The sequence below is a fragment of the Kribbella sp. NPDC026596 genome, from assembly GCF_040638415.1.
Lineage (GTDB): Bacteria > Actinomycetota > Actinomycetes > Propionibacteriales > Kribbellaceae > Kribbella.
In genome coordinates this window covers 202,337-220,870 of sequence record NZ_JBEZYF010000003.1, presented here as the reverse complement: position 1 = coordinate 220,870, position 18,534 = coordinate 202,337, and the positions used below count along the sequence as shown (strand labels likewise).

General features: G+C 67.0%; 12 protein-coding genes. 3 read left to right on the top strand and 9 right to left on the bottom strand.

Going from position 1 to position 18,534, the window contains the following annotated elements; translation table 11 throughout:
• Window positions 1-94 precede the first annotated feature (94 nt).
• From lysX to AB0E63_RS03845, 3 genes are read left to right on the top strand one after another with little or no spacing between them, the layout of a single operon-like run.
• Window positions 95-3,451 carry a bifunctional lysylphosphatidylglycerol synthetase/lysine--tRNA ligase LysX gene (lysX, locus tag AB0E63_RS03855; RefSeq protein WP_360360892.1) on the top strand — a complete coding sequence of 1,119 codons (3,357 nt, stop codon included), beginning with the start codon at window positions 95-97 and terminating at the stop codon, window positions 3,449-3,451.
• A gap of 13 nt (window positions 3,452-3,464) precedes the next feature.
• Entirely contained in the window at window positions 3,465-4,907 is a 1,443-nt protein-coding gene (locus AB0E63_RS03850; protein WP_360360889.1) for a basic amino acid/polyamine antiporter, read from the top strand.
• 12 nt (window positions 4,908-4,919) lie between these two features.
• Window positions 4,920-5,651 (top strand): hypothetical protein, encoded by a 732-nt coding sequence (locus tag AB0E63_RS03845; RefSeq protein ID WP_360360885.1) that lies wholly within the window; start codon window positions 4,920-4,922, stop codon window positions 5,649-5,651.
• 108 nt (window positions 5,652-5,759) lie between these two features.
• Here AB0E63_RS03845 and AB0E63_RS03840 read toward each other — a convergent pair whose 3' ends face one another.
• From AB0E63_RS03840 to AB0E63_RS03800, 9 genes are all read right to left on the bottom strand, one after another.
• The gene (locus AB0E63_RS03840) at window positions 5,760-8,609 is read right to left on the bottom strand and encodes a family 20 glycosylhydrolase (protein ID WP_360360883.1); all 2,850 of its coding nucleotides are present in this window, start codon (window positions 8,607-8,609) and stop codon (window positions 5,760-5,762) included.
• A 179-nt stretch (window positions 8,610-8,788) separates the two neighbouring features.
• Window positions 8,789-9,433: a TetR/AcrR family transcriptional regulator gene (locus AB0E63_RS03835; RefSeq protein ID WP_360360880.1), complete on the bottom strand. Its 645-nt coding sequence runs from the start codon at window positions 9,431-9,433 to the stop codon at window positions 8,789-8,791.
• A gap of 85 nt (window positions 9,434-9,518) precedes the next feature.
• The gene (locus AB0E63_RS03830) at window positions 9,519-11,216 is read right to left on the bottom strand and encodes an ABC transporter substrate-binding protein (protein WP_360360877.1); all 1,698 of its coding nucleotides are present in this window, start codon (window positions 11,214-11,216) and stop codon (window positions 9,519-9,521) included.
• A gap of 71 nt (window positions 11,217-11,287) precedes the next feature.
• On the bottom strand, window positions 11,288-12,328 hold the full coding sequence (locus AB0E63_RS03825) for a dipeptide ABC transporter ATP-binding protein (protein WP_360360874.1): 1,041 nt from the start codon (window positions 12,326-12,328) through the stop codon (window positions 11,288-11,290).
• Between the two features lie 17 nt (window positions 12,329-12,345).
• Window positions 12,346-13,419 (bottom strand): ABC transporter ATP-binding protein, encoded by a 1,074-nt coding sequence (locus AB0E63_RS03820; RefSeq protein ID WP_360360871.1) that lies wholly within the window; start codon window positions 13,417-13,419, stop codon window positions 12,346-12,348.
• A 14-nt stretch (window positions 13,420-13,433) separates the two neighbouring features.
• Window positions 13,434-14,438 carry an ABC transporter permease gene (locus AB0E63_RS03815; RefSeq protein WP_360360869.1) on the bottom strand — a complete coding sequence of 335 codons (1,005 nt, stop codon included), beginning with the start codon at window positions 14,436-14,438 and terminating at the stop codon, window positions 13,434-13,436.
• 3 nt (window positions 14,439-14,441) lie between these two features.
• The gene (locus AB0E63_RS03810) at window positions 14,442-15,488 is read right to left on the bottom strand and encodes an ABC transporter permease (protein WP_360360866.1); all 1,047 of its coding nucleotides are present in this window, start codon (window positions 15,486-15,488) and stop codon (window positions 14,442-14,444) included.
• A gap of 515 nt (window positions 15,489-16,003) precedes the next feature.
• Window positions 16,004-16,993 carry a hypothetical protein gene (locus AB0E63_RS03805; RefSeq protein WP_360360863.1) on the bottom strand — a complete coding sequence of 330 codons (990 nt, stop codon included), beginning with the start codon at window positions 16,991-16,993 and terminating at the stop codon, window positions 16,004-16,006.
• 142 nt (window positions 16,994-17,135) lie between these two features.
• On the bottom strand, window positions 17,136-18,527 hold the full coding sequence (locus AB0E63_RS03800) for an FAD-binding oxidoreductase (protein WP_360360860.1): 1,392 nt from the start codon (window positions 18,525-18,527) through the stop codon (window positions 17,136-17,138).
• Window positions 18,528-18,534 lie beyond the last annotated feature (7 nt).

Sequence of the window (18,534 nt, the reverse complement as noted above, 5' to 3'; positions counted from 1 at the left end):
CGTACAGTAGGCGGTCGTTCCGGGCGTGTACCTCACCAACGGTCTCCTGTACTGTCGTGAGCTGGGGAGAGTTGGTTTTACAGGGTGGGTCCGGATGAACACAACGGTGGATACTGCTGCGTTTCCGGTGGAATCAGGTGCCCGGATTCGCTCGGTCGGCGTTCTGAAACCGCTCGACGATCGCTGGCCCGACCATTTCGCGGCGGCCATGTTCGCATTCGCCGCGCTGGTGACGGTTGTCGCGGTGGTGCCGCCGTGGCGGGATTACTTCGCGCGCGAGCAGGATATCGTTTCCATGCTCACGATCCCGGTCGTGCCGAGCCTTGTTTATGCCGCACTTCTGGTGGCCATGGGCGTGGCACTACGACGCCGGTTGCGCGCCGCGTGGTGGCTCCTGGTGCTGTGGTGGCTGTTCCTGCCGGAGTTGGCCAGGATCGCCTCCCTGCTCGACGGCGGGTCGTGGGTCCAGCTCATCGGCCTCGTGCTGATCGCCGGAGTTCTCGTCATCGCGTGGCGTGCCCGGCCCCAGTTCGCGGCCAGACGGGTGCCGGGCAGCCTGTGGCAAGCGATCGTCTCGTTCCTGGTCGGCGGCGCGGCGGTCCTGCTCGGCGGTGCCTGGCTGGTGCGCCGGTTCGGGGACGCCGGTGACTTCGCGACCGCCGCGCAGTACGTCTTGGACGAGATGCTCACCGACCTCGGCGAGCTGGCCCCCGACCAGGCGGTGACGGCACCGCTGTGGGTGCGCGGACTGATCGGACTCGCGGGGGCGTCCGTCGTACTGGTGTCGGCGCAACTGTTGTTCCGGGCGCCGAAGGAGACCCGGACCCTGGACGTCGCCGACGAAGCCAGGATCCGGACGCTGCTGCGGGATTTCGGCGACACCGACTCCCTCGGGTACTTCGCGACCCGCCGGGACAAGTCGATCGTCTGGGACTCCGGCGATCCGGCCGATGCCCGGTCGGGGGTGTCCTACCGCGCGATCGGATCGGTCAGCCTCGCCAGCGGAAACCCGGTCGGCGATCCGGTCCACTGGGCGGCGGCCATCGAGCGATGGCGCGAGCATGCCCGGTCGAACGGGCTGTCGCTGGCGGTGATGGGTGCGGGAGAGGAGGGTGCGGCCGCATTCGCGGAGGCCGGGCTGACGGCGTACGAGATCGGCGACGAGGCAATCGTCGATATGCGGACGTTCTCGCTGAACGGACCCGGCATGAAGGCCGTCCGGCAGTCGGTGTCCCGCCTGCAGCGTCGCGGCTACACCACGAACGTCGTTCGCCACGCGAGTCTGACTGCCGACGAGTTCGCGGCCCTCAGCGTGGCGGCCGGGTCGTGGCGGGGTGACGGTGGGGACGAACGGGGGTTCTCGATGGCGCTCGGCCGGCTGGAGGATCCGCTCGACGGCGACTGCGTCCTGGTGCGTGCGTACGACGCGGAGGGCACCCTGCGCGGATTCCTCAGCTTCGTTCCGTGGGGCCGAACCGGGCTCTCGCTCGACCTGATGCGTCGCGACCCGACCGCCGACAACGGCCTGGTGGAGCTGATGGTCTCAGCGCTCGCCGAAGAGGCGGCCGTCTTCGGCGTCGGCCGGGTCTCGCTCAACTTCGCGATGTTCCGCGAGGCGTTCGAGCGGGGCGCGGAGATCGGAGCCGGACCGGTCGCGCGGTTGTGGCGTCAGGCGCTCCTGATCGCGAGCCGCAACTGGCAGCTGGAGTCGCTGTACCGCTCGAACGCGAAGTACCTCCCGGTCTGGCAGCCCCGGTTCATGTGCTTCGAGTACACCTCGGATCTTCCGCGGGTAGGGACGGCCGCGGGCAGTGCGGAGGGGTTCCTTACTCGTCCCAGCCTCACGATGCTCCGGCGCAAGAACCCTGAGACCGCTCTCGACACCGCCGGTACCGCCCACGCTGCCGCGGTTACTGCTCTGATTCCCGAGCCGCCGGATCCGCTGGCCGAGGCGCTGTCGATCGAGGGCCTGCCCGAACAGGTCCGGGTACGCCGGGAGAAGCTGGACCGGATCCGGGCACAGGGCATCGATCCCTACCCGGTGACGTACCCGCGCACGCACACGATGGCTCAGGTCAGGGCCGACGCCGGCACCCTTCCGCCGGGAACGTCAACGGGTCGCCAAGTAGCGGTGGCCGGGCGGGTCATCCTCAAACGCGACCTCGGACGACTGGGCTTCGCGAAGCTGCGCGACGGCAGCGGTGACCTGCAACTCATGGTCGACCAGGCCGCCGTCGGCCAGGACCAGTACGACTTCTGGCGTCATGACATCGACCTGGGCGACCAGGTGGGCGTCACCGGCGAGGTGATCACCACCCGGCGGGGGGAGCTTTCGGTCCGCGCCGAGTCGCTGCAGCTGACGAGCAAGGCGCTCCGCCCGCTGCCGGACAAGGTCAAGGGACTGGTCGATCCGGAGGCGCGGATCCGGGCGCGGTACGTCGACCTGATCGTGCGGCCGGCCGCTCGGGACGTGGCGTACAAGCGGGCGACCGTCGTACGGAGTGTGCGCGACTCCCTGCAGGCGCGGGGATTCGTCGAGGTCGAGACGCCTGTGCTGCAACTGGTCCACGGCGGCGCGAACGCGCGTCCGTTCGAGACCCATATCAACGCCTACGACCTCGATCTGTATCTGCGGATCGCGACCGAGCTGCACCTGAAGCGACTGCTGGTCGGCGGCATGGAGAAGGTGTTCGAGGTCGGCAGACAGTTCCGGAACGAGGGCGTGGATTTCAAGCACAATCCGGAGTTCACGTCGCTGGAGGTCTACGAGACGTACGGCGACTACAACACGATGCGGCTGCTGACCCAGGACATCATCCAGGAGGCCGCGACCGCGGTGTACGGCTCGCCACTCGCACGCCGTACCGATGCCGACGGGAAGACGGTCGAGTACGACCTGTCCGGGACCTGGCCGGTCAAGAGCATCTGCGAGGCGGTCTCGGAGGCACTCGGCGAGGAAGTCACCGCGGACACACCGGTCGAGAAGCTGCTCGGACATGCGGCGAAAGTCGGGCTGGAGCCCGACGCCGACGCTTCCTGGGGCGTGCTGCTCGAGGAGATCTACGAAGTACTTTGCGAGCGCACCACGACGACGCCGGTCTTCTACACCGACTTCCCGAAGGACAACGCGCCACTGACCCGGCCGCACCGGAAGGACCCACGGCTCGCGGAGAAGTGGGACCTGGTGATCTTCGCGGCGGAGCAGGGTACGGCGTACTCCGAGCTGATCGACCCCGTGGACCAGCGCGCGCGGCTGGTCGCCCAGTCGCAACTGGCGGCCGCGGGTGATCCGGAAGCCATGCAGGTCGACGAGGACTTCCTCGAGGCCCTGGAGTACGGCATGCCGCCGACCGGCGGGATGGGGATGGGTATCGACCGGCTGGTCATGAACCTGACCGGCCTCTCGATCCGCGACACCATCCTGTTCCCGTTGGTCCGGCCCAGCTCCTAGGGAGTGAGGCGTTGTGATCACGCGCCGGGCAAGCACCGTCCAGAAGGTCTCGGTTCTCACCCTGACCGGCATGGTCGTCGGTTCGATGGTCGGTGGGGGAGTCTTCACGCTGCCCAAGGAGTTCGGCGAGGCCACCGGCGTCCTCGGCGCCGTCATCGCGTGGATCGTCGCCGGCACCGGCATGCTCATGCTGGGCCTCGTCTTCCAGTCACTGGCCATCCGACGGCCGGACCTGGACAGCGGTGTGTACGTCTATGCCAAGGCCGGGTTCGGGAACTACGCGGGGTTCAACTCGGCTTTCGGTTACTGGGCGAGCAATGTGGCGGGCAACGTCTTCTTCATGGTCTTCACGATGACCACCCTCGGCACCTTCTTCCCACACCTCGGTCAGGGCAACACGCTCCTGGCCGTCGTACTGGCGTCGGCGCTCGTGTGGTTGTTCCACATCCTGATCGCGCGCGGCGTGCGTCAGGCGGCCGTCGTCAACCGCATCGTCACCATCGCCAAGCTGGTACCGATCCTGACTTTCATCGTGATCGTGGCGGTGGCCTTCGAGGCGCGGACGTTCGCGGACAACTTCTGGGGCGGCGACGAGCGCTCGGTCGGCTCGGTGTTCGACCAGGTCACCGAGACGATGCTGGTCACCACCTTCGTGTTCCTCGGGATCGAAGGCGCGAGCGTGTACTCCCGCTTCGCCCGGCGGCGTCAGGACGTCGGGCGGGCGACGATCCTCGGATTCGTGAGCGTGCTGGCGGTGTTCGCATCGGTGACCTTGGTCTCGTACGGCGTACTGCCGCAAGCCGACCTGGCGAAGGCCGAGCAGCCGTCGATGGGCAGCGTGCTCGAGTCCGTCGTCGGATCGTGGGGGGCGACGTTCGTCAGCATCGGCGTGATCATCTCGGTCCAGGGCGCCTATCTGGCGTGGACGCTGATCAACGCGGAGATTCTCTACATGCCGGCGCGCGGCGACGTGATGCCGAGGTTCCTGACCCGTGACAACGCGCATGCGACCCCGATCGCCGCCCTGCTCAGCACCACCGCCGCTGTCCAGTTGGTCCTGATCCTGGTCCTGTTCGTCGACGACGCGCTGGACTTCATGCTCAAGCTCGACACTGCGCTGACGTTGATCCCCTATCTGCTGGCGGCGGCGTACGCGCTCAAGCTGACGATCACCAGGCAGACCTACGCGCCGGTCGACGAACGCGAGCGGCGCAGACAGCGGGTGATCGCGGCCGTCGCGGTCATCTTCTCGATCTACATGCTGTACGCCGCCGGCCCGAAGTACCTCCTGCTGTCCGCCATCGTGTACGCACCGGGGACCTTGTTGTATCTCGTGGCCCGTCGCGAACAGGGCCTGCGGGTCTTCAACCGGGCCGAGGTCGTGGCCTGCGCGACGCTGATGATCGCCGCGGTGCTGGGCGTCGTACTCATCTCAACCGATTCGCTCGATGTCTGACGGGTGATCTGCATGGGTTGGTATCGGGATCTCGTCGACACCGGTCGGGCGCAGGCAGCCTGGATGCTCCTGGCCTTCTTCGTCACTTTCACCGTCACACGGGCGGTCACCCGACGCATCCGTGCCAAGCAGGCTTCCGCCCAGGATCAAGGCGGTGTGTCCGACATGTACATCGGTGGCATCCACATCCACCATCAGGTCTGGGGCATTCTGATGGTGATGCTCGCCGGCCTCCTGTACTTCCGCTACACCCCGGGTACGCCGTGGGCAGAGGTGCTCGCGGTGATCTTCGGGGCCGGGGCGGCCCTGACGCTGGACGAGTTCGCGCTGTGGCTGCATCTGGACGACGTCTACTGGGGGCCGGAGGGACGCAAGTCCATCGACGCGATCGTGCTGGGCGGAGCGCTCGGTGTCGTGCTCCTGATGCAGACCAGCCCGATCGGAGCCGAGCCCGAACGCGCCGGAAGTGCCCTCTCGAGGTGGACCTACTTCGGCACGATCGCGTTCCACCTCCTGATGGCGGTCGTCTGCTTCCTCAAAGGCAAGCTCCCCACCGGCCTGATCGGCATCGTTGTGCCGGTCGTCGCCTTCGTCGGAGCCGTCAGACTGGCCAAGCCCACCTCCGTCTGGGCCCTCCACCGCTACACCGACCGAAAGCTCGAACGAGCCCAGAGACGCTTCGGCCCGATCTACAACAAGCGCTGGAACCAAATCCGCGACAAACTCGGCGGCGGCGTCTCCTGACCACCGAGCCCTTGCTCTACAGGGCCGCCCTTGCTCTACAGCGGCAAGCCGATGGCGGCCCTGCGCAGGTCGCGAGTGCGCAGGGCCGCCGTGTTCACTGACCGGCTGTCAGAGGCCGGTGCACTGGCCCGACTTCGGGCCGGACGCGGAGTTGGGTTCGCCGGCGTTGGTCGGCGCGGGGGAGTTGCCTGTGCAGGACAGCGGCCCGCTGATGTGGTTGCCGGAGACAATCGTCGAGCCGGTGTTGTTCTGCAGGACGAGCGGGCCCGCCACGGTCGCACCGTCGACGGTCACCTGACCTACCGAACCGCTGACCTTCACCGGACCTGTGACCGTCATTGGCGCGCACTCGCCGTTCCGGTTGCCGAGCCAGACCCGGGTTCCACCGGTCACGGTCACCGGCCCGGACACGGTCGTACCGCACAGCAGAACGTTCCCTGCCCCGGACGCCGTCACCGGGCCGCGGATTTCAGACCCGGATGCATAGAGTCCGGCACCCGCGGCCACGGTCACCGGTCCCGAGACAGTCGCGCCGTCGAAGCACGCGACGCCCGAGGACACAGTCAACGGGCCTTGGTGCGTCCCGGTGAGCATCGTCGTACAGGACGGGACGCCAGTCGCGACGAACGGCACGACCCAGGTCTGGCCCTGACGGCTGTAGGTGACGGTCCCGTGATACGCCCCGTCCGCCGGGTAGGTGTGGCTCCCGCTGACGGTCATCAGGCTTCTGCCCTGACGTTGGCTCGCCGCGTAATCGCGCGCTGCGATACCGGCGGCCTCGGCCGGGGATCCGTCGCCCCAATCGATCGTCGCGGTGAACTCACCCGGCGGAAGCGAGCCGGCGGCCAGACGTCCCAGAGGTGCGTTGTTCACGGTCCTGTCCACGCCGAAGCGGGTGACCGTGCCCATCGCCTCCGGGCTCCAGGTGACCTGCGCGATGGAGCCGAAGTTCACGTTGGCGAAGGCCCACCGAGGTCCGGCGACGCTGAGCCGTTGGCGATACGCGTCGTAGTCCTGCGTGAGCACCTTGGGAGACCAGGCCTTCTCCAGGATTCCGGCCAGCCGTGGGAAGACCATGTACTCGTTCGTGGCCAGCCCTCGCATCTGCTCGCCCCAGATCGGCGCCTCGATGCCGATGATGTCCTCCGCCTTCGGGCCGCCGTACGCCGGTTGCGCCCAGACGGACCGGTACTTCTCGTAGACCCATTCCGGGTCCCACGAGTAGGCCTTGTCGAGTTCGGTCCGCGGCGTGCGGCCGGGAGACCCGTCGTACCCGAAGTCGAGATAGGCATTCCATTCCGGGGTGGTGATGACGTCGCGGCCCTGGTTGAACCACTCGGGCTTGATGAGCGGGGGACCGCCGCCGGTGTAGTCGGACCAGTAGTGGTTGATGGAGGTCGAGCCCGGCGCGTAGCCCTCGAGTGCGGGGTTCCAGCCCATCATGCGCTTGCCGGTGCCGTCGACGATGGTCTCCATCTGCCCGATCCACCACTTGTAGTCCTCGTGGGGCATCCCGATGGCCTCGTCGCCGCCGATGTGGATGATCGGTCCGGGAGAGATCGCGGCGAGCTGCGCGATCGCGTCTCGCCAGAAGGCGAGCGCCCGCTCACTGGCCGGGTCGTTCGGGTTGGTGCAGAACCGGTCGGTCTGGGTCTGGCCCTGGCAACCCATGACCGCGACGCCGCCCAGGGACCTGACCGCCGCCGTGGCGTGGGCCGGGCCCTCCAGCTCCGGGACGATCTCGATGAACCGGTCGGCCGCGTACTTGACCAGGCCCTTGAAGTCCTCTTGCGTGTAGAAGCCCGCGATGCAGCCCGATCCATTGCAGCCGGTGCCATCCAGAGCCGGGTAGCCCTTGATCTCCAGGCGCCAGGACTGGGAGTCGCTCAGATGCAGGTGCAGGCGGTCGCCCTTCAACGCTGCCAACTGGTCGATAATGGACCGGATCTCGGCCACGGTCATGAAGTTGCGGGCGGGGTCGAGCTGAAGACCTCGATGCGCGTAGCGCGGGTAGTCCAGGACCGTGATGGGTTGTGCTGTCCACGGTCCCGCACCGGTGGTGGGGGAGTTGATTGCCGCTGGCAACAGCTTCCGCAGGCTCACGAAGCCGTTGAACAGGCCATGGACTTGCGGGGCGACGATCTTCGCGCCCGCACTCGAGATCGTGAGGGAGTAGCCCTCGGCGGCCTTGTCCGCTGGGATGCCGGGCACAGGTGCGATGCTTAGCGCGATGTCAGAGGCCGTCGCGGAACCTGTCACCACGGGAAGGACGAACCCGGTGGCCGGCCGAAGGTAACCGGCGAGCACCTCAGCCGTGGCGGCGAGGGCGCTGCTGGAGACGACGATCCGGGACTTGTCCGTGAGCTCCCACGGCTGACCCGTGCCGGGTGTCTGCTTCACCGGCACGGGAATGATCTGCCCGACGACCGGCGGCGGCTTGGGGCCGGACCAGATCTCGAACTCGTTGATCGTGTACCCGGTCGTGGACGTGGTCGACAGGGCCTGCATCCGGACGCACGAGACCGGGTTCTGTTGATCGATCACCTGGGAGTCCTTGTCGGCCGGATTCACCACATGGGTGACGGTCGACCAGGTCTGGCAGTCGGGTTCCGTGGACACCTGGACGTCGTACTCAGTCGGCTTCGACGGTGACGTCCACCGCGTGAACACCTCGTACACCGGGGCAGGCGTGGCCAGCTTGACCTGGAACCAGTCCTGGGTCGGGTCGTAGCCGTTGCCGACCGACGCGTAGTTCGAGGTCCATCCGTTGTGCACGAACACGTCGGTCGCGTTCGCGGGCGCGTACGTCGCCGCGGGCGCGGTCATGCGTTGGGACTTGGCGGAGGCGACCGCACCTGGCAGGAGAGCGAGGTTGACGCTCTCGGAGTCTTCGGTGGCGGTCGTTGGTGTGCCGGCGGCAGCCTGTCCCACTGTCAGTGGGACCAGAGCTGCGGCCACAAGCGCACCGATGGTCAGAGCGGGGACAGCACGGGGTCTAGACAAGAACGAGAATCTCACGTCACTCCTTGCCGGCGCTGGGCGGTGTCGCGCGGTCCAGAAAGTCGACCGTACCGGCGATCCTCCGCCCCACTCACCACACGTGCAAGAAACCACGGCGTGTCAGGACAAGCTGCGTGTCAGCTTGTCGTCGCGGATATTTCCAGCATCGTCGCGAGCCAGTTCTGGTATTGCTGGGCGGGCCATCCGCGGTCCCTGGTGAGACGAGCGAACAGATCCGGACCGGTCAACGCCCACCACGCATCGGCCACTGTCGTCGGGTTGGCATCCGCGGCCAGCAGTCCCTCGGTGGCGAAATGAGCCACGAAGGAACGCAGCCCGGTCAGACGTTCCGCATCGGTCTCGGCGACAACCTGCGCAGCGTCCGATCCGCCTGCCAGCAGGACCGCCGCCAAGGGTGCGAGCCGCTCGTTCACCGCGCACACGAAGCTCGCGTAGGCAGCCAGTTTCGCCTCAGCTCCCGGGGTGGCGAAGATGTCGCGCAGCACGGGACGGTCGGCGATCGCCAGCGGCTCGTCGTCGCCCGCCAGCGTGACGTCCCACACTGCCTTCGCGAGTGCGGCCTTGGGGCCGATCGACTTGTACAGCATTTCCGCTGACACGCCCGCTCGCTCTGCCACAGCATGCATGGTGGTTGCCGCGAAGCCGCGTTCCAGGAACAACGTCAGACACGCATCAAGTGCCGCGGCGCGCCTGATCCGGGCCTGGTCCCTGCGCCCGGACGAGTCGTAGCCGCGACGACCGGGTGCTGCACCAGCCAGCACAGCGCCTCCCTTCACGTCCGTTGCCCGACCTGCCGCTGACGGGAGAGCGACGGCACCGGCCGCCGCCCTCCCGGTTGTGCGGTCGTCAGCCGGCCTTCTTCACTCCGATCTGGGTCAGGTCGGGGAAGCCGCCGGTGTTCGGGTCGGTCACGACGTTGTCGAGGTTGGAGCCCACGACGTACACGTTGAGGTCCTGGACCGTCGGCACCAGCGGGGCCGACTTCATGATCTCGGTGTACAGGTCGGACAAGCCGGTCTCCAGTTTCTGCTTGTCGGTCTCCTTCGTCAGTTCGGCCATCTTGTCCCAACCGGCTTGGCTACGCCCGTAGTTGTTCTGCGCCGACTTGTTCGGAGCGGTGGAGTCCGGTCCGAACACGGACGGCACGATCGTCGTCAGGCTCGCCCAGTCGTAGCACCACCCGGCGGTGATCAGGTCGGCCGCGGCGGAGTCCTGCTGCTGCGTCGAGTAGTAGTTGTCACCCGGGATCTTCTGGATCTCGACGTTGACCCCGATCGCCTTCCAGGACGCCTGGGCGGCCTCGGCCGCCTTGACCGCCAGACCGGAGTCTGCCGTGGACAGGACGAGCTTCTCGCCCTTGTAGCCGGCCTCGGTGAGCAACTGCTTGGCCTTCGCCTGGTCGCCTTCGGCCGGAGCCTTGAAGTTCTCCTCCGGCTTGTAGCCCTCCATGTCCTGCGGAATGATCGAGTCGACCACGGCGGCGAGCCGCTCGCCACCACGGCCGTCGCGGTAGCTCGTCCGGTCCAGGCCGTAGTACAGCGCCTCGCGCAGCTTCTGGTTCTTCAGCAACGGCTTCTGCTGGTTGAACGCGATGTAGCGGCGGCAGATGTCGGTGCCCTGGACCACGCGATCCTTGACATTCGCCTGGTTGGTCTTGGCGATGTTCTCCGGCTGCACACCCGCGAAGCTGAGCGAGCTCTGGTCCGCGGTGCCGTTCGCGATCAGCCGCTGGTCGACAGTCGCCTCGGCGTCACCGAACTTGAAGATGAACTTGTCCGGCCGGGCGTCGCGCAACGGGTCCGTCGCCTGGACCCACTGGTCGTTGCGGACCAGCACCAGCTGCTTCTTCCGCGTGTAGGACTCGATCTTGTACGGACCAGAGGCCACCGGGTGGTTGTCGTACTTGGTCCTGGTGTCCTTGGCCTTCGGGACCGGCGAGAAGACCTTCATGCTCGCGGTACCGTCGAACGAGGCGACCGGCCGGTTGAGCTTGAAGACGATCGTCTTCTCGTCCGGCACCTCGATCGCGGTGCAACCCTTGCCGGCGTTGTTGTTCGACACGTACGGGCCTTTGTAGCCCGGGCAGTCGAGGTATTCATGCGCGTACGGCGCACCCTCGGCCATATCGGCGGCGAACGAACGCTCGGCGTTGTACTTGATGTCGGCGGCGACGATCGGCGTGCCGTCCTCGTACTTGATGCCGTCCTTCAGCTTGAAGGTCCAGGTTTTGAAGTCCGGGCTGGACTCGTAGCTGTCGGCGAGGTCCTTCTCCAGCACGAGCTTCTTCGCCTTGGCGTCGTACCGGTAGTCCGTGAGGGTCCGGGTGATCAGTTTGCCGATCATGCCGGAGTCGGTAACGAAGTTGCGCGCCGGGTCGAGATGCTCCACATCGCTGACGTGGTAGACGGTGACGGTGCCTCCCTTCGCACCGGCCGTGTTCTGCGCGCTCGGCGTACCTTCGTCGTCGCCCCCGCAGGCAACCGCCGACACGGCCAGACCGAACCCTGCGGCGATCGCCATCCCGGTTCGTTTGACGTGATCCATGGCCAGTGTTCCTTTCTGTGGTGACATGCGCCGCCGGGTCGCGGCGGCATGAAGCATGCTGTCTTCAGTTGTCAGATCACATCCCGTTCCTCCGGGAAGTGGCATGCCGCAAGGTGGTCAGGGGCGCCGATCTGCAGCAGTGGCGGCTCCTGATCGGCGCAGATGTCCTGCGCCTTCCAGCACCGGGTACGGAACCGGCAGCCAGATGGTGGGTTCAGCGGACTCGGCACATCCCCGGTCAGCCGGATCCGGTCCCGCTGCACGGTTGCGTCCGGGTCCGCCTCCGGGACCGCCGACAGCAACGCATGGGTGTACGGGTGCCGGGCGTGGTTGTAGAGCTCGTCTCGGCCGGCCGTCTCGACCACCTTGCCGAGGTACATCACCGCGACCCGGTCGGAGATGTGCCGGATCACCGACAGGTCGTGCGCGATGAACAGGTAAGCCAGGCCGAACTCCTCCTGCAGATCCTCGAGCAGATTGACGATCTGGGCCTGGATAGAGACGTCCAGCGCCGAGACCGGCTCGTCGCAGACGATCAGCCGCGGCCGCAGCGCAAGGGCTCGCGCCACGCCGATGCGCTGCCGCTGACCACCGGAGAACTCGTGCGGGTAGCGGTTGTAGTGCTCGGGGTTCAGCCCGACCCGCTCCATCAGCGTCTGTACGGCCTTCTTCGTGCCGCCTTCGGCTTTCACCCTCTGGATGTCGAACGGCGCCGCGATGATCGCCCCGACGGTCTGCCGCGGGTTCAGCGACGAGAACGGGTCCTGGAAGATCATCTGGATGTCCCGCCGGTGCGGGCGCATCCGGGCCCGGCTCAGATGCGTGATGTCCTCGCCCAGGAACGTGAGTGTGCCGCCCGTCGGTTCGTCCAGCCTGGTCACGAGCCGCCCCGTGGTGGTCTTCCCGCAACCGGACTCGCCGACCACTCCGAGCGTTTCCCCTGCGTGGATGGCCAGATCGATCCCGTCGACCGCCTTCACCGCCCCGGTCTGCTGCTGGAAGATGATGCCGCGGGTGACCGGGAAATAGCGTTGCAGCCCACTCGCCTCGAGTAGCAGTTCTCCTCGCGAGGAATTGGTGAGGCTCGTCTGCTCTGCGGATGTCGTACTCACAGGCGCTCCTCGGGCCCTCACAAGTTCGGCTTGACCTGGTCGGCGAACAGCCGCTTGCGCTGTCCGGACTCGATGTGGCAACGGACCATGTGCCCCGCTTCGCCGATCTGCAGCAGCTCCGGCAACTCGGCGGTACACGACAGTCCCTCGACGTGCTTCTGGTGGTCGCAGCGGGGCTGGAACGGGCATCCCTTGGGCAGGTTGATCAGCGACGGCGGAGTACCGCGGATCGACTTGAGCCGCGCCGAACCGGTGCGGTTGACGCGCGGGATCGAGCCGAGCAGGCCCCAGGTGTAGGGCATCTCGGGCCGGTAGAAGATGTCCCGGACGTTGCCCGCCTCAACGACCCGTCCGCCGTACATCACCAGCACGTTCTCGGTCATCTGGGCGACCACGCCCAGGTCGTGAGTGATCAGGATGATCGCGGAGTTGAACTCCTTCTGCAGATCCTTCATCAGGTCGAGGATCTGGGCCTGGACGGTGACGTCGAGGGCTGTGGTCGGCTCGTCGGCGATCAGCAGCGATGGATCGCACATCAACGCCATCGCGATCATCGCGCGCTGCCGCATTCCGCCGGAGAACTGGTGCGAGTAGTCGTAGAACCGTTTGTCAGGCGACGGAATGCCGACCCGGTCGAGCAGTTCCACCGCACGCTTGCGGGCCACCGACTTCGGGGCGTCGTTGTGCACCAGGTAGGCCTCGGTCAGCTGGTCGCCGATCCGGTAGAACGGGTGCATCGCCGACAGCGGGTCCTGGAAGATCATCGCGACCTTCCGGCCGCGCAGCCGCCGGATCTCGGCCACCGACATCGCGACCAGCTCGGCGCCGTCCAGCCAGATCTCGCCGGTCACCTGCGCCCGGCTGCCCTTGTGCAGGCCCATGATGGCCAGGCTGGACACACTCTTGCCGGAACCGGACTCGCCGACGATGCCGAGCGTCTGGCCTCGCTCGAGACTGAGGCTCAGGCCGTTGACCGCCTTGACCAGGCCGTCGTCGGTCGGGAAGTGCACCTGCAGGTCCTTGACCTCCAGGAACGACCGGCCGGCGCCTGGAGTCCTTTGTGCGGTTGCTGTCTCGGATTCGGTCACCATGTCACCTCACCTGATCAGGACAGCCGCACGCGCGGGTCGATGACGGCGTACAGGATGTCGACGATGATGTTCGTCACGACCACGAAGATGGCGGCGAACAGCACGACGCCCATGATCGCGGGCAGGTCGTTGCTGAGCACCGAGTCGATCGAGAACTTGCCCAGGCCGGTGATGCTGAAGATCTGCTCGGTGATCACCGCGCCGCCCAGCAGGCCGCCGACGTCCAGGCCGAAGATGGTGACGATCGGCGTCAGCGCGGACCGCAGCCCGTGCTTGAACACCACTGTCCGCTCGTCGAGTCCCTTGGCCCGAGCGGTGCGGATGTAGTCCTCGTTCATCGTGTCGATCATGTTCGCCCTGGTGAGCCGGGTGTACAGCGCCGCGAAGACCAGCGCCAGGGTGATCCACGGCAGGATGTAGAACTGCAGCCATTTCACCGGGCCGACGGTGAACAAGGCGGAGTTCGCCGTGTCGGGGAACGGGATCCAGTTCAGTTTGACGATGAAGAGGTACAACAGCACGTATCCGAACACGATCGTCGGGAAGGAGACGCCGAACAACGCGAGCCCGACGCTGAACTTGTCGATGAACTTGCCCTTGCGGAGCGCCGCGACCAGGCCGAGCAGTACGCCGGCGACCAGCCAGAGGATCGCGGCCCCGGTAGCCAGCCACAAGGTTGCCGGGAACGCGTCGGTGATCGAGTCCCAGACCGGGATGCCGTTCTGGTACGACTCCCCGAAGCATGGCCACGGGCAGTTGCGCTCGTTGCCCTCCGAACCGATCGTCCGGCCGGCCGGGCTGATCAGGCCCTGCATGTAGTGGCCGTACTGCACGATCAGGGGATCGTCGAATCCGTACGTCGCGTTGACCTGCTGGACGGTCTCGGTGTTGCAGTTCTTTCCGCAGATCAGCAACGCGGGGTTCGCCGGGGTGGCCCAGAACAGGAAGAACGTGATCGCGCTGATCACCACGAGGACGAGCACCGCCTGGAGTAGCCGGCGGATCAGGAAGCGGCCCATCGGTCAGCCCCTTCCGGCGCGCGGGTCGAGAGCGTCGCGGACCGAGTCGCCGAGCAGATTGAAGGCCAGCACAGTGATGAACAGCGCCATCCCCGGGAAGAACAGGTACAGCGGATTGCTCTCGATCCAGTTCGACGCGTCGGCGATCATCCGGCCCCACGACGAGGTGGGTTCCTTGATTCCGACGCCCAGGAACGACAGTGCGGCCTCCGCGGTGATGTAACTCGGGATCAGCAGCGTCGTGTAGACGAGCAGAGTCGGCAGCAGGTTGGGCAGGAGCTGCCGGAAGATCACGTAGACCGGCCCCGCGCCGAGCGATCGAGCCGCCTCGATGAACTCCCGCTCGCGCAGCGACAGAGTCTGGCCCCGGACGATCCGGGCCAGATAGGCCCAGCCGAAGAAGCCGAGCACGAACATCAGCACGCCCATCCGCAGCTTGTTGTCGTCCGGTATGCCGAACAGGTCCTGGCCTCGCGAGGCGATCACCGGCGTCAGAGCCATCACGAACAGCAGGGAGGGAAAGCTCAGCATGATGTCCATCAGCCGGCTGAGTAGCGTGTCGACCCAGCCGCCGACGTACCCGGACACCATCCCGATCACGGTGCCGAGCACCACCGCGATGATCGTGCCGCCGAGCGCGACCAGCAGCGAGACGCGGGTACCGTAAACCAGCCGGGAGAAGACGTCCCGGCCGTTCTGCGGCTCCACGCCGAGCCAGTGCTCGGAGCTGGTGCCGCTGCCCCACAACCCGCCGATCGGGATGCCGCCGTCCCGCGTGTTCAGCAGCGGGTTCCCGTTCGCGTCGAGCTTGTTGAACTGGTCCGGCGGGAATCCGTTCAGCTTGACGATCAGGGGCGCGAGGAGCGCCACCGCGATGATCAGCAGGATCACGATCGCGCTCGCGATCGCGACCTTGTCCTTGCGCAGCCGTGCCCAGGCGATCTGGCCGAGCGACCGGCCCTCGATCTGCTTGGCCTCGATTGTCTCGGCCAGATAGTCAGCCGGCAGGCCATCTTCCGGAGACTGCGCCTCGGATACCCCCAGCGTCATTGCCTGTCACCCGTCCTTGTGGTGATAGCAGCCCCAGCAGTCCACCCGGCCGTCCGGGTTCCCGGAACCTTATGTATCTCGCACTGTGGACGCCATGGGATGATGCCTCTGTCACCGAATCGTGACAGTTCGGATATGGAGCGTCGCTGTGCGATCCGTCCCGACGAGCACCTCAACGGGGGCTGACCGCGGCACCTGCTCGTACTCGGCTTCTCGGGAAACTGTTGCCATCGGCAACATATCGCCGACGCGTCGACCCGGAAGTCAGGCCGAGCGGAGACAGAAGGGGTGTCCGGCCGGGCTGGCGTACGCTCGGGAGCCCGGCTGATGCGGTGCGGATCGCCACGCTCCTGTACGACGGCCCGCGCTACGGCACAACGAACCGCGGCTAGATCAATGGCAACCGTCGGAGGCTGGTAGCAACGCCAACGCCGTACGGGGTTGTGCCGGGTTGCCGGCTGGGCTGGACCTGTCGTTCGATGGCCACGAGTGGCTTGGTCTGGAGGTCGGGCCGATCATGTGGGACGCCAGCGAGCGTTCGCGTCGGTGTCGAGGCGCTGCAGGGCTTCCGAGAGGCGGCCGGCGGTCTGGAGGTGGACGGCGCCGGTCGAGTAGTCGGTCACCTGCTGCCACTCGTTGCCCGTCACGTAGTAGACGTGTGGGCTGACGGGGCCTGGCGAGTCGGCGAAGAAGCAGGTCGTGAGTCTGACGAGCACGTCGACGGCATTGACCACGGTCTGATCTCGCAACACATGCACGAGCAGCATGTCTCGTGCCGGCATGGCTACAAGGCAACCGAATCGGGGATTCTCAACCCGGAGCGATTCGCGCAGCACGGTGTCGAGGACGAGTGCCCGGGAGGCGGTGAACATCCCGCCGGTGATCATGGCGATCTCGGCACCCTGAAGTACCACGTGCTCGACCTCGTCCTTGAGACGGCGTAGGTTCGCCAGGCCGATTCGGGCGGCTTCCTCCCAGGGCACCCCGAGGCTGTCGATGTCGAAATGCATCGCGACGGCGCGCCCGGCGTAGCTCGCGGGTGCGGTGAGCACACCTGGCACGAACTCAGGCACACGCTCGACCCAGCTGGGCTCGATTGTGGACGCACGCACCAGACGAAGGTAGAGCTCGCCCTCCAGGTCGTCCGGAATCGTCGGTGGTCCGCCCTCGGGGACCATCTGATCGAAGTGCGCCGCCACCGCGGAGCGCCACTGCTGTCGTGGCAACCCGGCGACGGTGCGGGCGAGATTCGCCAGACCCGCGAACATCCCGTCCTTCGCAGGATCACCGTCGGCTTCGATCGGCACCAGCGCCGCTTCTCCGTCGTACCGCATTGGTAACCCGCGTTCCGCGACCGCGTTCTCGGCCAGACGCACCAGCCGGTTCGCCTGGGTCACCGTCAGCGGCACCAGGGCCGGGTGCTGCCGATTCCCATCCTCGTCCTTGCGCCGTCGGCCGCCGTCACAGCCATTCCGGCCACGCTGTCGATCCTTGCCAGCACTCATCGAGCACCTCCTTGCCCAAGAACATATGGGCTTTCACACGCCGAAAACGGGCGACTTCGCAGCCTGTGGAAAACTGCCCGACCGGGCGTGCGCGCGCGGCGGAGGGTGGGCTCCGCCGCGCGGGCTTTGTGCTTTGCGAATGTCAGCCGGCGACAGCGCGGGCGTACTCGCCGATCTGCAGGACACCGTCCGGGTCGTACTTTTGGCTCACCTCGACGATGCGGCGAAGCGTCTGCTCGTCGTACGCGCGGTGTGCCGTCTGGGCGTCGTGGGGAGGTCCGAAGTTCGGCCAGACGCCGCCGGTGTCCCACTCGGACAGCTCCGCGGAGAGGTGGTCCCAGTGCGGTAGGACGCGGGGGTCCTCCGCGATGCCGACGGCGAGAACGCTGAAGCCCGCGGCGCGGTGGGAGAAGGCGTCCGGGTGTTCGGGCGACCGGGCGTAGGCGCCGCCCAGTTGGCGGATCTCGACCATCAGCTGTGGTGACCCCGACCCGTAACCGGCCACGTCGAGCAGCCGCTTCGCGGTCTCATCGGTGAACTCGGTGAGCAGCATGGCCGGGTCGACGACGGGCATCGGGTCGACCGGATCGGCGTGCACCGAGTCGACGGCCAGGTAGGGCTTCTCGTCAGCGTCGTCGAGGATCACCGGAGCGACGGCGCGGATCTGGTCCAGCAGCTCGCGGCCCTCGTCCGCGGCCCCAGTCCAGACGAACCGGACGCCAAGAGTCATCCGGCCCGCCAGGGCGGGCGGAATGCCGGGGGCGTCGGGGAGCTGGAAGAGCACGAACGACGTCGTCGCCTGCTCGGGAAGCGACGCCGACCACTGACGCCATCGGTCGATGACGCGCTCCGCGTCGGCACCGTCGAAGTACACCGCGCCGCCGTAGAAGGTCGGTAGGTGAACCAGGTCGAACTCCACCGCCGTCACGATCCCGGTCGCGCCCTTACCGCCCCGCAGCGCGAAGAACAGATCGGGGTGCTCGGTCGGGGTGACGCGACGGAACTCGCCGTCACCCGTGACGACCTCGAACGCGCGCACCTTGTCCGCGGCGAGACCGTAAGTGCGGGCCATCGGGCCGACGCCACCACCGGTGGTGTACCCGACCACGCCGACGTCGCTGGTGGACCCGTTGAGCGGGGCCAGCCCGTACCGCGCGGCCGCTCGGATCACCGGGAGCCACTTGACGCCGGCTCCGACCCGAGCCCAACCCTCGGGGTGAACCGTGACCTCGTCCAGGCCCTTGGTCACCACGAGAAGATGTCCGGCGTACGAGCTGTTGGCCCCGTGGCCGGTGGCCTGGACGCCAACGGTGTAGCCGTGCTCGCGGGCGAAGCGGACGGTGGCGACCACGTCCTCGGCCGTGCGTACGGCGACAACCGCGGTCGGCTGCATGGGTACGGCGAGGAGCCACGGCGTGGACAGCCCGGCGTACTGCTCGTCGTCGGGCGTGTGGACCTCGCCGGTCAGGCGACTGCGAAGCTCCTCGAGGGAGGCGTGCTGCCGCGTGGTGGCGCGGTCAAGAGCGATCGTCATCGAACTT